The organism is Hymenobacter psychrophilus, assembly GCF_900107135.1.
Taxonomy (GTDB): Bacteria; Bacteroidota; Bacteroidia; order Cytophagales; family Hymenobacteraceae; genus Hymenobacter; species Hymenobacter psychrophilus.
Window position 1 is genome coordinate 1 of the sequence record NZ_FNOV01000008.1, and the last position, 14,243, is coordinate 14,243.

16 protein-coding genes are annotated in these 14,243 nt (G+C 62.2%); 2 read left to right on the forward strand and 14 right to left on the reverse strand.

Features of this window, described 5'->3' with window-relative positions; genetic code table 11:
* The 4 genes from BLW21_RS12755 to BLW21_RS12770 all read right to left on the reverse strand — a co-directional run.
* On the reverse strand, positions 1–311 hold a 311-nt coding region (locus BLW21_RS12755; protein WP_139255204.1), incomplete at its 3' end, for an IS5 family transposase.
* Between the two features lie 9 nt (positions 312–320).
* Positions 321–1,139: a tRNA pseudouridine(38-40) synthase TruA gene (gene truA / locus BLW21_RS12760; RefSeq protein ID WP_092740614.1), complete on the reverse strand. Its 819-nt coding sequence runs from the start codon at positions 1,137–1,139 to the stop codon at positions 321–323.
* Positions 1,140–1,232: 93 nt separating this feature from the next.
* Positions 1,233–1,772: a GNAT family N-acetyltransferase gene (locus tag BLW21_RS12765; protein ID WP_092740616.1), complete on the reverse strand. Its 540-nt coding sequence runs from the start codon at positions 1,770–1,772 to the stop codon at positions 1,233–1,235.
* Positions 1,773–1,842: 70 nt separating this feature from the next.
* On the reverse strand, positions 1,843–3,042 hold the full coding sequence (locus BLW21_RS12770) for a thiolase family protein (RefSeq protein WP_092740618.1): 1,200 nt from the start codon (positions 3,040–3,042) through the stop codon (positions 1,843–1,845).
* 90 nt (positions 3,043–3,132) lie between these two features.
* Here BLW21_RS12770 and BLW21_RS12775 point away from each other — a divergent pair, with 90 nt between their 5' ends.
* Entirely contained in the window at positions 3,133–3,615 is a 483-nt protein-coding gene (locus tag BLW21_RS12775; RefSeq protein ID WP_092740620.1) for a DUF4293 domain-containing protein, read from the forward strand.
* A gap of 118 nt (positions 3,616–3,733) precedes the next feature.
* On the opposite strand, the gene BLW21_RS12780 is transcribed toward BLW21_RS12775, so the two are convergent.
* The 6 genes from BLW21_RS12780 to fumC form a co-directional block, all read right to left on the reverse strand.
* The gene (locus BLW21_RS12780) at positions 3,734–4,360 is read right to left on the reverse strand and encodes a thioredoxin family protein (RefSeq protein WP_092740622.1); all 627 of its coding nucleotides are present in this window, start codon (positions 4,358–4,360) and stop codon (positions 3,734–3,736) included.
* A gap of 150 nt (positions 4,361–4,510) precedes the next feature.
* A complete protein-coding gene (locus BLW21_RS12785) occupies positions 4,511–5,014 on the reverse strand; it encodes a DinB family protein (RefSeq protein WP_092740624.1) in 504 nt (167 codons plus the stop codon).
* Positions 5,015–5,135: 121 nt separating this feature from the next.
* Positions 5,136–5,609: a DUF6970 domain-containing protein gene (locus tag BLW21_RS21860; RefSeq protein WP_245711894.1), complete on the reverse strand. Its 474-nt coding sequence runs from the start codon at positions 5,607–5,609 to the stop codon at positions 5,136–5,138.
* Positions 5,610–5,753: 144 nt separating this feature from the next.
* Positions 5,754–6,158 (reverse strand): diacylglycerol kinase, encoded by a 405-nt coding sequence (locus BLW21_RS12795; RefSeq protein WP_092740626.1) that lies wholly within the window; start codon positions 6,156–6,158, stop codon positions 5,754–5,756.
* Positions 6,142–6,738, reverse strand: coding sequence for a GNAT family N-acetyltransferase (locus BLW21_RS12800; RefSeq protein ID WP_092740628.1), 597 nt, complete (start codon positions 6,736–6,738; stop codon positions 6,142–6,144). Before BLW21_RS12800 ends, BLW21_RS12795 begins: the two co-directional genes overlap by 17 nt.
* A 146-nt stretch (positions 6,739–6,884) precedes the next feature.
* Positions 6,885–8,282 (reverse strand): class II fumarate hydratase, encoded by a 1,398-nt coding sequence (fumC, locus tag BLW21_RS12805; RefSeq protein WP_092740630.1) that lies wholly within the window; start codon positions 8,280–8,282, stop codon positions 6,885–6,887.
* A 207-nt stretch (positions 8,283–8,489) separates the two neighbouring features.
* On the opposite strand from fumC, the gene BLW21_RS12810 reads away from it, so the two are divergent.
* Positions 8,490–8,786, forward strand: a complete 297-nt coding sequence (locus BLW21_RS12810; RefSeq protein ID WP_092740632.1) for a hypothetical protein — start codon at positions 8,490–8,492, stop codon at positions 8,784–8,786.
* Positions 8,787–8,877: 91 nt separating this feature from the next.
* Here the strand turns inward: BLW21_RS12810 and BLW21_RS12815 are convergent, their stop codons facing one another.
* From BLW21_RS12815 to radA, 4 genes are all read right to left on the reverse strand, one after another.
* Positions 8,878–10,299, reverse strand: coding sequence for a TonB family protein (locus tag BLW21_RS12815; protein ID WP_092740634.1), 1,422 nt, complete (start codon positions 10,297–10,299; stop codon positions 8,878–8,880).
* A complete protein-coding gene (locus BLW21_RS12820; RefSeq protein ID WP_092740636.1) occupies positions 10,286–10,924 on the reverse strand; it encodes an RNA polymerase sigma factor in 639 nt (212 codons plus the stop codon). Before BLW21_RS12820 ends, BLW21_RS12815 begins: the two co-directional genes overlap by 14 nt.
* A gap of 130 nt (positions 10,925–11,054) precedes the next feature.
* Positions 11,055–12,509 (reverse strand): TlpA family protein disulfide reductase, encoded by a 1,455-nt coding sequence (locus BLW21_RS12825; protein ID WP_092740638.1) that lies wholly within the window; start codon positions 12,507–12,509, stop codon positions 11,055–11,057.
* 270 nt (positions 12,510–12,779) lie between these two features.
* On the reverse strand, positions 12,780–14,168 hold the full coding sequence (radA, locus tag BLW21_RS12830) for a DNA repair protein RadA (RefSeq protein ID WP_092741052.1): 1,389 nt from the start codon (positions 14,166–14,168) through the stop codon (positions 12,780–12,782).
* Positions 14,169–14,243 lie beyond the last annotated feature (75 nt).

Below are 14,243 nucleotides of genomic sequence, written 5' to 3' on the forward strand. Positions count from 1 at the left end.
GCGGCGGCTTTGTGGGCTTTGACCGTGGTCGAGTCGACCAGCACCCAAGCATAATCCGGCTCCTGCACCGCCTGGAACAGGCCCTCCCAGACCCCAGCCAGCGCCCAGCGGCGAAAGCGTCGGGCTACCGTGTTCCAAGGGCCAAACCGTTCGGGCAGGTCGCGCCAGGCGCAGCCCGTGCGCACCCGGTAGACCACGGCGTTGACAAAATGGCGGTTGTTGCGGCCTGTGCCGCCTGCCGTACCGGCCTGCCCAAGTGTGTGCGGCTGAATCAGTTCCCATTCACGCTCAGTAAGTTCGTGGCGTCGCATCCCGCAAATTTAAACATGACTGTCCACACACTCTAACTCCTTTTTTGAAAAATACGGCAACCCCACCGGCAGCAATGCCGCGTCCACTAGATCGGCCGGGTACTCGACGCGGCACAGGAACAGGCCACCGGCCAGGGCTGCGCCGCTGGCGTGTACCCGACTCAGGCTCCGAAAAATCTCGCCGAACTCGGCCGGGCTCAACTTGCCGCGGCCCACGCTCAGCAGCGTACCCACTACCAACCGCACCATGCCCCGCACAAAGCGGTTGGCCCGGATGCGGAACACCAGCCCGCCCGGCTCCAGGTGCCAGCCGGCCTCGAAACAGGTGCAGTTGTAGTGCTTCTCGGCCCCTTTTACCTTCGAAAAGCTGGTGAAATCGTGGGTGCCTACCAGCATAGCGGCGGCCTCGTTCATGGCTTCCAGGTCGGGCGCACGGTCGAGGTAGAGGCTGAAACGAGTGGCGAACGGGTCGGGAGTGAGGCGCACGTGGTACTCGTAGGTGCGGGCCCGGGCAGCAAAACGGGCGTGGGCGTCGGGCGGCACCGGGTGCAGCACCTGCCCCCGGATGCCGGTGGGCAGCGCCCGGTTGAGGCGGTAGAGCAGCGTGGCTAAATCAAGGGTGTCGGGCAGGTCGGCATCGAAATGCGCCACCTGGTGGCTGGCATGCACGCCCGAATCGGTGCGGCCGCTGCCCAGGCAGTACACCGGCTGGCGCAGCACCTGGCTCAGGCAGCGGTCCAGTTCCTGCTGCACCGTCGTCACGCGCGGCTGAATCTGCCAGCCGTGGTACTCGGTGCCATCATAGGCCAGGTGCAGGAAGTAGCGCATTATTCTTAAGCTATTAGCTATTAGCTTTTTTGTGAAGTTGTTTATCAGGGGAAAGCTAACAGCTGTCAGCTAATGGCTAACAGCTCAAAACAGCTATACCACCAGCGCGTAGAGCAGCGAATCCAGGGTCTGGTTGTCCTTGACCACGCTACGGCGCATGCGGCCCTCCAGCTCGTAGCCGGCTTTTTCCAGCACCCGGGCCGAGGCGGGGTTATTAGCGAATACCACTGCGTAGAGCCGGCATACGTCGAAATGGGCCAGCAGGTAGGCAGAAGTAGTGCGCAAAGCAGCCGTAGCCAGCCCCCGGCCCCAACAGGCGGGCGTGAGCCAGTAGCCAATTTCGGCTGAGCGGCGGCGTACATCAGTTTTGAAGTGTACGCCCACGCTGCCCACCGGCTCGCCATCTACCTCAATGGCCAGAAACAAGTCGCGGTTACTGTCGACTACCAGACACAGAAAAAACTCCGCGTCGCCGGCCGAATATGGAAACGGAAACGTGTCGCGCAGATGGCGGGCCACCCGTTCGTCGTTGGCATAGCGGGCCAGGGCCAGCGCATCAGCGAAGGTCCAGGGCCGCAGCCGTGCCCCGGGCACGGGCAGCTCCAGCGTCGGGTTAAGCAGCGGGTCGGGCATGTATGCGTTTCGGAGTTGGTGAGGTTTGGGGTATCGAATAGCAGCATTCCATCCAGTATCCCAAACCAGCCTACAGCTTCTCGTAAATGATGGCCGCGCCCTGGCCCACGCCTACGCACATAGTAGCCAGACCATAGCGCACGTTTTCGCGGCGCTGCATCTCGTGCAGCAGCGTAGCCGTAATGCGGGTGCCGCTGGCGCCCAGTGGGTGGCCGATGGCAATAGAGCCGCCGTTCACGTTCACCTTGGCCGGGTCGATGCCCAGCTCGCGCATAGAAGCCAGAGCCTGGGCGGCAAAGGCCTCGTTGAGTTCAAACAGGTCGATATCGTCGATGTTGAGGCCCGCGCGCTCCAGCACTTTGCGGGTGGCCGATATTGGCCCGATGCCCATGTAGGCGGGGTCGACGCCGGTTACGGCCGAGGCCACTACCCGGGCCATGGGTTTGAGGTCGTACTTTTCCAGGGCCGTTTCGCTCACCAGCAGCAGGGCGGCAGCCCCGTCGTTGATGCCGGCCGAGTTGCCGGCCGTTACGCTGCCATCTACCTGGAAAGCCGGCCGCAGCGTGCCCAGCTTTTCGAGCGTGGAAAGGCGCGGGTGCTCATCCTGGTCGAAGAGGGCGGCGTGGCCTTTGGGGTTGGCAATGAACACGGGCACGATTTCGTTGCGGAAACGGCCTTTTTCGAGGGCCCGCTGGTACTTGCGCTGCGAGTCGAAGGCGAACTGGTCCTGGTCGGCGCGGCTTACCCCATACTGGCGGGCCACGTTTTCGGCCGTTTCGCCCATGGCGTAGGGGTGGTGCAGCTTCGAGAGCTTGGGGTTGACAAAGCGCCAGCCCAGCGTGGTGTCGTGGGCCGTAAAGTCGCGGTCGAAGGCCATGGTCGATTTGGCCATTACGAAGGGCGCGCGGGTCATGCTTTCGGTGCCGCCGGCCAGGTACACGTCGCCCTCACCGGCCCGAATGGCCCGCGAGGCATCCATGATGCTTTGCAGGCCCGAAGCGCAGAGACGGTTGACGGTTGTGCCGGGCACCGTAACGGGCAGGCCCGCCAGCAGCGCGGCCATGCGGGCCACGTTGCGATTGTCTTCGCCGGCCTGGTTGGCGGCCCCCAAAATCACGTCCTCAATGGCGCTGGGGTCGAGCGTAGGATTGCGGCGCAGCAGCTCACGCAGCACGTGGGCGGCCATATCGTCGGGGCGGACGCTGCTGAGCGCCCCGCCGAATTTACCAATGGGAGTGCGGACGGCGTCCACGATATAGGCGGTAGGCATGGGGAAGAATCCGGTTTTTCTGGTCGTAGTTGGCTACTTTTGTCGGCCCGCAGGGGCGTTTTTAGTCAGCCAGAAAGTCAATTCACAAAGATGATACAAAGAATCCAAAGCGTATTTCTGCTGCTGCTGGCCCTGTCCATGCTCAGCGTATTGGTGGTGCCTATCTGGAGCAAAGTAGACCCCGCAAGCCAGGGCACGGCCCTGCTGACGGCCTTTTCGCTCAGCTTCGCCAGCGCCGCGCCGGGCGGCAGTACTCTTGGTGCCACCAGCACCTGGCCCATTGCGGCACTGGCCGTAGCTTCGGCCGCCGTGGCGCTGTTTGCCATCTTTCAGTTCCGCCACCGCTTCAACCAGCTCAAGCTGGGCATGATCAACTTCCTGCTGATTGTGGGCACTATCGGAGCCAATTTCATTTACTCCAACATGGGTGAGGGCCTGCTCAACATCAAGCTCATCGGCACCTACCAGGCCGGCTTCTACCTGCCCACGCTGGCCCTGATCCTCAACCTGCTGGCCAGCCGCTTCATCCGCCGCGACGAGCGCCTGGTGCGCAGCATGGACCGGCTCCGGTAGTGGTAAACTAGTGAGCTGGTGAAATGGGGAGTTGCTGTTTGAGGGGCCTGATTGCGCAGCCTGCGCCGGTAGACCCCTCAAACAGCAACTCCCCATTTCACCAGCTCACTAGTTTACCCTAAAGCCCCCACACCAGGGTCAGGAGTTCCTGCTGGATGGCGCGGGTTTTATTGTGGGCATACCAGCCGTGGAGCTTCTCGGCGAATTCTTCGTGGGTGGCGCCGGCGGCTTTGGTTTCCAGAAACAGGTCCTGGGCTTCGGCGGGGCGCGGGCCCCAGTTGGCTACTTCGGTGCGGGTGTCAGCATGCAGCACCAGCAGCTTCGGAATGGCGCGGCCGCCGTTGGTGAGGTAATGGTCCATCAGGTCCAGGTTTTCATCGCGCAGCAGATAGTGCGTGCGGATGCGGCCCTGGCTGGCCTGGGCCACCTTTTCGAGCACGGGCACAATCTGGGCCGCGTCGCCGCACCAGCCTTCAGTAATCACCACCCAGGCATAATCGTGCGTCAGGGCCTGCAGGGCCTCCTGCAATTCGGGCGACAGCTCTGCTTTTTTGTCGAGGCGCTCCATCCGCTGGATGTTGAGCTTGGCATAGGCCGTCAGCTCGGGCGACTGGTTTTCGCCGGTCGTCTGGCCCACGGCCATCAGGTTGTCGATTCGCTGGCGGTACTCGGTATAAGAGAGGGCGGCGGCGAGGCGTTCGGCGGTAAGTACGGGCGGCTGGGCCGGAATAGGTGAGTTGATCATGGAGAGTGGAATGGATGAGGACTGCCCGACCGCACTAGCGGGGGCCGATGTAGGCTAACAAACGCAAACCCCCTTCGGTTGGCTGCCTAAAGCCACTCGAAAGGGGTTGGTGTTTGCCAGCCGATAGCTGGCAGCCAGTATGGCCGCTACTTATAAGCTGGGTACGTCGGCCGCAGCAGCCTTGGCCGACAGTTCGCGGCAGTAGGTAATGAAATCGGTGTTGATGGGCTCCAGGCCGGCGGCGCGCAGCTCCTTGGCTACCTGCGCACGGTGGTAATTGCCGTGGATGGGCATGTGCGTCAGAATATCAGAAACCTGGCTGGTGAAGCCGTCGCCCGCCGAATTGGTGTAGGTAATGAGGCGGTTCAGCTCGGTGTCGTCGGCCTGCTGGCCGTACTCGTGGAACCGCGCCGATGTTTGCTCGTGCCAGTGGTGCAGGCCGGCCAGATCGTGCTCCTGCCACACCTTCACGGGGCTGGCCGTATTGGTAAGGCGAGCCAGCCAGATAGACTGGGCGTTAAGGGCGTGGCTGTAGATGCGCATCCCGCCGGCGGGCAGCGTGGCGCCCTGGGCCACGAGGCCGTCGAGGTGGCCGAGTAGGGTTTCGTTGGCCCATACGTTGTAAGCGCCGAGCTTCTCAATGGTGTTTATCATAGTATAGAAGGGAGGGGTGAGACAGGAAAAGTGAGACCCAGGTGCCAGCAGGAACTGCGGGACGACACAAAACTACGTCATCTTACTTCCCCTGTCCCGCATCTCACTTCTATTAAAAAAACTACCGAGGGTCTTCCCAGATAAGCTTTTCTTCGGTTCGTTTTTCGGTGAAATCAGCGCACTGACCGTCGCCGCGGCCGGTGAGGCCCCCATCGGGGTGGCAGAGCAGCTTGCCGTCGGCGGCGTAGAGGTTGCTGAACTGGTCGCAACAGCCAACCGTTTCGAAATACACGGTGGCCCCGTTGTACTTGTAGCTGTAGATGTGGATGGGCGGGTTGGCCTTCTTGGCCTGAAAATGTACACGGATCTTTTCCTCCAGCCAGGCCGGGCGCTTAGCGGTGCTGAAAGCCGGCTCGGGATTGGGAGTGGGCTCGATGGTGTTGGCGCTGGTAGGTGCGGGCGTTGATACGCCGTTGGCATTGCCCGACTGCGGCGGATCGGTGGGGGTAGTAACGGCCACGCCGCGCTGGCAGGAGGTGGTGGTGCTGAACAAAGCTGCCGCCAGAACGGCCGTCAGAAGGAAAGAATTTTGCATACGAGCAGGAGGGTAGCGGAAAAGCAGCCTTCACCAGCAACTGCCGGAAAGCCGCAACGCACCCCGCCCATGGTACGAAGCCCCGCTGTAGTTCGTTGGCCGGCCCGGCCTGTACGACTGCTTCTGGCTCCTGCCTTCTAACTCCTAGCTTCCAAAAAAATATGGTCCGAACACCAGCCCGCCCACCGCCAGCGCGGCCAGGGCCATTGCCAGCACGGCCCCGGCGGCCACGTCTTTGGCGCGGCCCGCCAGCGGGTGGTACTCCGGCGACACCAGATCGACCACCGCTTCAATGGCCGTGTTTAGCAACTCGGCGCACCACACCGCGCCCACACTCAGGGCCACGGCCACCCACTCCCAGCGTTGGAGCCCGCAGTACAGCCCCAGCCCCAGCACCGCGGCCGCGGCGGCGGCATGAAGCCGCAGGTGCACCTCGGTGCGCAGGGCCGCCCCCACACCCCGCACCGCGTGGCCGAAGCTGGCGGCGCGGCGGCGCAGCAGGGTAGGGCGGGGGCCAGCTGGCGGAGGCAGCTTAGATTCGGTCGTCATCGGTCTGGCGGAACACGCGGGCCCGCAGCTCGTTCCAGTCGGCGCGGATGACGCTGAAAATCACCGTGTCGCGCCGGATGCCGCCCTGGGTGTAGCGGTGGCTGCGCAGCGTACCTTCCTCGGTAGCGCCCAGCCGCCGCATCGCCTCCCGCGACTTGGTGTTGCGGGCATCGGTTTCCAGCTCCACCCGCTCGCAGCCCAGCTCCTCGAAGGCGTAGCGCAGCAGCAGGTACTTGCAGGCCCGGTTGAGGCCGGTGCGCTGAAACTCGGTGCCCAGCCAAGTGTAGCCGATGCTGACACGCGCCTCCTCGGCACTTATGTTATAGAAGCTGGTGCTGCCGGCCGCCAGCCCGGTTTGCTTATCGATGATGAGAAAAGGGTAGCGCTGGCCCTGCTCGCGGCCATCCAAAGCCTGGGCAATGTAGGCGGCCAGCCCAATGGTGTCGTCGGCGCGGGTGAGGGTATAGGCCCACAGCGCGGGGTCGGCGGCCACGGGCAGCAGGGCTTCGTAGTCGGCCGTGGTCAGGGGCCGCAACTGGGCCCGCTCGTTTTCAAGGATGATGTTCTGAGAGAAATTCATAGCAGAATCAATTTACGGATATTAGTAAAGATGCCCGGAAAAAAAGTAAGCCGCCACCCCGGGCGGGGCAGCGGCTTACGATTGGATAGCCGAAACGCCATTGCGTGCGGAGTACCGCCCTATGTTCTTCAGCAGGCCGCTAAAACCTACATGCCCACCATTTCTTCGGGTTTCATCCAAGCATCAAAATCTTCGGCCGTGATGTAGCCGAGCTGGATGGCGGTTTCCTTCAGGGTTGAGTCGTTTTTGTGGGCGGTCTGGGCAATTTCGGCGGCTTTGTAGTAGCCGATGTGCGGGTTGAGGGCTGTTACCAGCATCAGGCTGCTGTCGACGTGCTTCTTGATGTTGGCCTTGATGGGCTCGATGCCCACGGCGCACTTGTCGTTGAAGCTCACGCAGGCGTCGCCAATCAGGCGGGCCGAGTGCAGGAAGTTGTAAATCATCATTGGCTTGAACACGTTCAGCTCGAAGTGGCCGTTCATGCCGCCGATGTTGATGGCCACATCGTTGCCCATTACCTGGGCGGCTACCATCGTCAGGGCCTCGCACTGCGTGGGGTTCACCTTGCCGGGCATGATGCTGGAGCCGGGCTCGTTGTCGGGAATGTGCAGCTCGCCGATGCCGGCGCGCGGGCCCGAAGCCAGCAAACGGATGTCGTTGCCGATTTTCATCAGCGAAGCGGCTACCGTTTTCAACGCGCCGTGGGCTTCCACAATGGCGTCGTGGGCGGCCAGGGCCTCAAACTTGTTTTCGGCCGTGATGAAGGGCAGGCCGGTAAGCTGGGCAATGTGGCGGGCCACGTTTTCGGAGTAGCCGGCGGGCGTGTTGATGCCCGTGCCGACGGCCGTGCCGCCCAGGGCCAGCTCGCTCAGGTGGGCCAGCGTGTTCCGGATGGCGCGCAGGCCGTGGTCGAGCTGGCTCACGTAGCCCGAAAACTCCTGGCCTACGGTCAGTGGCGTGGCATCCATGAGGTGGGTGCGGCCGATTTTGACAATGTGCATGAACTCCTCGCTCTTGGATTTCAGCGTATCGCGCAGCTTCTCGATACCGGGGATGGTGAGCTCCATCAGCATTTTGTAGGCCGCAATGTGCATGGCCGTCGGAAAGGTGTCGTTGCTGCTCTGGCTCTTGTTGACGTCGTCGTTGGGGGCCAGCACCTTCTTCTCGTCGGTGAGGCTGCCGCCTTGCAGCACGTGGCCGCGGTAGGCAATTACCTCGTTCACGTTCATATTGCTCTGGGTGCCCGAGCCAGTCTGCCACACCACCAGCGGGAACTGGTCGTCGAGCTTGCCTTCCAGGATTTCATCGGCCGCGCGGCCAATCAGGGCGGCCTTGTCGGCGTCGAGCACGCCGGCTTCCTGGTTGGTGAGGGCGGCGGCTTTCTTGAGGTAGGCGAAGGCCCGGATAATCTCCTTGGGCATCCGGTTGATGTCCTGGGCAATCTGGAAGTTGTCGATGCTGCGCTGGGTCTGGGCGCCGTAGTAGGCGTCGGCCGGCACCTGCACGGTGCCCATCGTGTCTTTTTCCTGGCGGAACTGGGTCATAATCAGCAGTAGAATGGTAATAGATGAAGGGGAAGCCCTGCGGCAAAAGTACGCAGCCCGGCGTGAGCCGCCCAAAGCGGCCGGCCGCGGCCGCGGCGCGGGTGCAAAAAAGAGCCGACCATCTGCGGCCCGCGCCCGTAGAAGTACCGGGTGCGGAGCCGCTTCGGCCCCGGCCTTTCCATGTTTATCTATCAGCCCATCCATCCCATGAAAAAGACTTTCGAAGACGAATCGGACGCCCTGGCCACGCCCGGCACTCAGCCCACTACCAGCCAGCCCTCGGCCATTACACCACCGCACACCGAAAACAAAGAGGCCCCCGCCCCCCGCCCCGGTGATGGCAACGCCAGTACCGAGGGCGAAGAAACGCCAGTGCCTACCGAGGGCAACGGCACCCCCGATTACAGCAACGTGCAAGTGAAAACCGAGTCTGACCTGCCCGCGCCCGACAAGGCCGGCGGCAGCGCTACCGCCCCCGAAAGCGGCGGCGGCTACAGCGGGTAGCTTTACGAAGCAAAGAGAAAAAGGCAAAGCCATTGAACCTCAATAGTTGATGAGGTTCAATGGCTTTGCCTTTTTCTCTTTGCTTCGCTGCTTATCTATTCTCCAAAAAAAACGGCACTTTCAGCTCGACCTTGCGGGCAGTACGGCGGTTGTTCTGAACGCCCGAAAACCAAGCCGGTCCTTCCTTTAGTAGCCGGATGGCCTCCTCGTCGCACTCGGGCGAGAGTTTGCTTACCACTCTGATATCGGTCAGCTTGCCATCTACGCCCACCACAAACTGGAGGCGCACATACCCTTCGAGGCGTTTGTCGCGGGCTACTGCGGGGTAGTCCAGGCTGTCGCGCAGGTACTGCTGGAAGGCCGGGTAGCCTCCGGTCGGCAGTGGCCCCAGGCTGGGCAGACCTGGGGGCGCTTCGCGGCGCACCATCGCCGCTTCGCTGAGGTGCTTGGTGTCGGGGGCCAGTGCCAGGGTTAGGGTCGAGTCGGAGGGTTGCAGGGTATGCACCTGAGATTTGTAGCCTGCTGCGCTGATGTAAAGTAGAGAGGTGCCAGTACCTGTTTTCCGCGAAAAATAACCCTCGAGGTCTGTGCTTACCCCATTTGGCTCGCCGGCAATTGTAATGAGGGCACCGGGCACTGGCTGGCCAGTCAAATCTACAATGCGGCCCTGCACCGTGCGGCCAACGTTGGGCGTTCTAAGTGCGGCGGCCGGGGCCACTGCCCGTAGGGCTCGGGCCGTTTCGCCCGGCTCGGCAGTACGTCGGCTGTTGCTGGCATAATCGGCCGCTGGAGCGGCGGCCTTGGCGGTAGCGGCGGAGTTTCCAGAAGCGGCCACTACCTCAGCAGTAGTGGCCGCCACGGCCGGCGCCGCGGCGGCTGGTGTTTCTGGAACCTCATCAGCTGCCACTTCTGCCGCTATCAGCCGTGCGCCTTCTGCCCCAGAACTGCTCCGTAGCAGTGGCGCCGGATATGCCGGTTTAACTGGCTGCTGGCGGGGAGCAGCAGCTACTGTGCCCGATAAGTCAGAAGACGACGCGGCAGCCCCGGGCCTTTCAGCGGTTGCGCCGGCCCCGTCGAGGTCGGCCACCGGGTTGTCGGCCGGCCGGACCTTTGAAGCGGCCGGAACCGTACGAGCGGCCAACTCAGGCTGGGCCACGGGCCGCAGCACCAGCCAGGCTACCGCGCCGAGCATGAGCAGCAGCACGGCCGCCGCCGCCAGCGGCCGCCACCACACGGGCACTACGGGCGGCGCGGGCGTGTTTTCAGTGGCTAGCTCGGCTACCCGGGCGTGCAGGCGCTGGCGCAGCTCAGCCAGACTGGCATCGGTAACGGGGGCGGGCTGCATTTCCAGGCCCTCCAGCACCTCGGCGCACTGTTCGCATTCCAGGGTGTGGGCTTCCACGGCGTGCTCCTGGGCCGCGCTCAGCTCGCCGGCCACGTACCGGCACAGCAGCTCCGTCGGCAGGTGCCGGGCAGAGGGTAGGGCAGGCGTGAAGTCGTCAGGACGAGGCATTGGGGTGGCTGGCTTGCAGGTGGCGGCGCAGGTTGCGTTTACCGTTCTGGAGGTGGCTTTTTACGGCTTTCAGGTCGAGGCCGGTGAGGTCGGCCACTTCGCGGTAGCTTTTCTTTTCGAGGTAAAACAACTCCAGGCACTGGCGCTGGTCGGGGGGCAGCTCGGCGAGGGTGCTTTCGAGGCGCTGCAGCTGCTGCTCGTGCTCCTCGGCTTCGGCGGCCTCCTCGGCGGCGCTAGCTCCCTGATGCCGGGCGGCGGCCGATTCCATACCGGCAGCATCGGGAAAGTGCACTACCAGCGCCCCGCCGGCTGCGGGGCCAGCCCGCTGCCGGGCCCGCAGCTGCATCAGGCAGTGGTTGCGGGCCGTGGCGTGCAGCCAGGCCGGAAAGTTGTCCACTTCGTGTCGGCGTAGCTTCTGCACCAGCTGCTCAAACAGCTGCATCACCGCATCCTGGGCATCGGCCTCGTCGCGCAGGTAGCGGCGGGCTACGGCCAGCACCGCCGTCATGTGCCGCTCGTACAGCATCCCCACATCGTGCACATCACCCTGGGCGCGGTAGCGCGCCAGCAGCGCCGCATCAGTCGGCGGCTCGGTAGCAGCGGGCGCAGGACGGCGAAAGAACATGCGGGAAGATAGGGAGTTGAATTGAGTACCGAGAAGTGAGCGGGGAGACGTTCGTGCTGATGGCCCTAATTAGGTAGGATGCCAGCACGAACGTCTCCCCGCTCACTTCTCGGTACTCGATGCTAAGAAACTATTTCTTCTCCAGTGTGCTGCTGTAGGTATTGGCCTTGCCAAACGACTCCTTGATTTCGTCGACGGCGGCGCGGCTGCTCAGGCGCTTGGGACGGGTGTTGAGGAAAGTGCCGTCTTCGGCCAGCAAAAAGTACGTGGGCACATCCTGCACGCCGTAGGAGCGAGCCACGGCCGAGCGCAGCCCCCCACCGGCCCGCACATGCATGCCCGGCAGCTTCTTGCTGACTACCAGTTGCTTCCAGGCGCCCTCGTTCTCATCAAGGGCCACGTTCAAAAACACGATATTCTTGCCCTCGAAACGCTTGGCCAGGTCGGCGGCGTAGGGCAAATCGCGCAGGGCCAGGCCGCTGGTGGTGCGCCAGAAGTTGAGGTATACCAGCTTGCCCGCGAACTGCCGCAGGCTGGTAGTGTCGCCGTTGGTCGAAATCAGCCGAAAATCGGGGGCCGGCGCTCCAATAGCGAAGGCCTTGTGCAACTCGTAATCAGCCATCAGCAGGGGGTAGTACTGATTGGTTCTGTCCACGGTCCGGTAGTCGTTGAGCATAGTCGCCGACTGCTTGATGTGTCCGAAACGAAACGACTCCTTCAGGATGCGACCCATTACGATGGGTTTGATGGGGCCGCTCAGCCGCTGGCCAGCCAACTCGTAGCATACCTGGTAGAAATCGGGGTCGTTACGCTGCTTGCCGCTGCTTGTGGCCAGGTAGTGGATATAGTTAAGTAAAAACTCCTGGTACAAGCCGTTCTGGCTGGCTGAGGGGTTTTCAATCAGGCTTTTGTCTTTGAGGAAATCGTAGTAAGTAGGCGACATTTTCAGCCGGCCCTCGGTAGCTACCACCTGCTCGCGCAGGTCTTGGAACGTGAGCCGGTCGTTGGCGTAGCTGTACGTAATACGGGCCCGCACGAAGTCTTTGAAAGCCTGGCTGAAACCATCGGCGTTGTTTTCCAGAAACTTGAGCTCCTCTTTGCGGCGGTACTCCAGAAATTCCAGAAAAGGCGTTTCATAGAACATAATGTTGTCGGGCAGCACCTGGAAGCCTTCGTTTTCCACGAATTTTTCTTCCATCTCGGCCAGGAATGCATTGGCCTCAGACCCGCGGCCCTTGTAACGTACCGTGCCTGCCAGGTCGGTGCTTTTGAAGCGCACATCGAGCTGGTTGCCCGGCTCCAGAAACAGTTCCGTCACATCGTCGTCGTACACCAGCTCGGCCCGGGTGGGGCCCTGCAACGCCAGCGCCAGCCGAAACTCGCCCTTACTGTCGAGGCGGGCGTAGGTAATTTGCTCATGCGCTTCCAGCGGGTTTTCACGCACCGATACGGCTACCGTGTCGCTACTAGGCCGCCCACTGACTTTGCCCGTCAGCACCACCGTGCCCTGGGCCAGGGCCAGCACCGGCGTCAGCAGCAGGCCAACCCAAACCATAATCGGAAGAAGCGAAAAGCGAAGCGTCATCGGGCGAAAGCAAAGGAGCGGTTTACCGGTAGCCCGCCCCCGAAGGAGAGATTGGGTCGCGGTAAAAGTCAATTTCAAATTCGAAGATACGTTGGAATAAACCACAACGACCAACAAGAACCAGCAGTTTTTTCGGCGGTTCAGGCAAAAGAGACAAAGTTTTATACGCTTGCTGCACGGGGCGGCATCAGTTCCGGAAAAGATAGGATTTTATAACGGCAGTAGTTGTTGCAGCTGCCATAAATTATAGCGACCCCTTAGCTGGCTAACTCAGCCAAACAAGCCCGTCAGTACCTCATCAAGGCGGCCGGCGGGGTGTACCCTGATACCGTAGCGGGCCAGATCAACCCCCTTGGCATTAAACTGCGAAATGTACATTTCCGCAAAACCCAGCTTCTCGGCTTCGCTTAAACGTTGGTCGAGGCGGCTCACCGCCCGGATTTCACCGCTCAGCCCTACTTCCGCTGCCAGGCAGATTTCGCCCCGAATGGGCACGTCATTCAGCGAGCTAACCACGGCCGCGCACACGGCTAAGTCCAAGGCCGGGTCTTCGAGGCGCAGGCCCCCGGCAATGTTCAGAAACACGTCGTGCTGGCCCAGGCGCAGGCCGCTACGCTTCTCCAGCACGGCCAGCAGCATTTGCAGGCGCTTGCCGTCGAAGCCGGTGGCCGAGCGCTGGGGCGTGCCGTAGGTGGCCGGCGTTACCAGGGCTTGCACCTCTACCAGCAGCGGCCGGTTGCCCTCCACGGTGGCCCCAATGGCCAGCCCGCTCAGGATTTCGGTTCGCTGGCTGAGCAGGATTTCGCTTGGGTTGCTCACCTGCCGCAGCCCCGCGCCCTGCATCTCGTAAATACCCAATTCCGAAGTCGAGCCGAAGCGGTTTTTGATGGTGCGTAGGATGCGGTAAGTCAGGTGCCGGTCGCCCTCAAACTGCAACACGGTATCCACCATGTGCTCCAGAATTTTGGGGCCCGCAATGGAGCCGTCTTTGGTGATGTGGCCGATGAGCAGCACCGGCACGCCCGTGTCCTTGGCGTATTTGAGCAACTCGGTGGTACACTCGCGCACTTGGCTCACCGAACCCGCACCCGACTCAACCAGCGTACTGTGCAGCGTCTGGATGGAGTCGACCACGACCACGTTAGGCTGGAGCTGGTCGATCTGGCGGAAGATATTCTGGGTGTTGGTTTCGGTGAGGATGTAGAGGCCGGGTTGCTGGCGGCCCAGGCGCTCGGCCCGCATCTTTATCTGCTGCTCGCTCTCCTCGCCGCTCACATACAGAATCTTCAGGCCGTCGAGCTGCATGGCAATCTGGAGCATGAGCGTGCTTTTGCCGATGCCCGGCTCGCCGCCGATGAGCACCAGCGAGCCGGGCACCAGTCCGCCGCCCAGCACCCGGTTCAGCTCGTCGTCGTGGGTGTTGAGGCGCGATTCCTCCTCGTAAATAATCTCGCCCAGCGGCTTGGGCTTGGCGGCTTTAGAGGTGGTACCGACCGAAGAGGAGGCCTTCCAGGCGTTGGCGGCCGTGTTGGGGTCGGTTTTCTCGATCACTTCTTCCACGTAGGTGTTCCACTCGCCGCAGCTGGGGCAGCGGCCAATCCATTTGGCCGACTGCGCCCCGCAGTTCTGGCAGAAATACAACGTTTTGATCTTGGCCATGCCCGGCAGTAAAATCAGAGAGGAGAAAACTAAGAAATGCGGCACAAAGCCAAAAAGTTTGGCAATAAACATCTT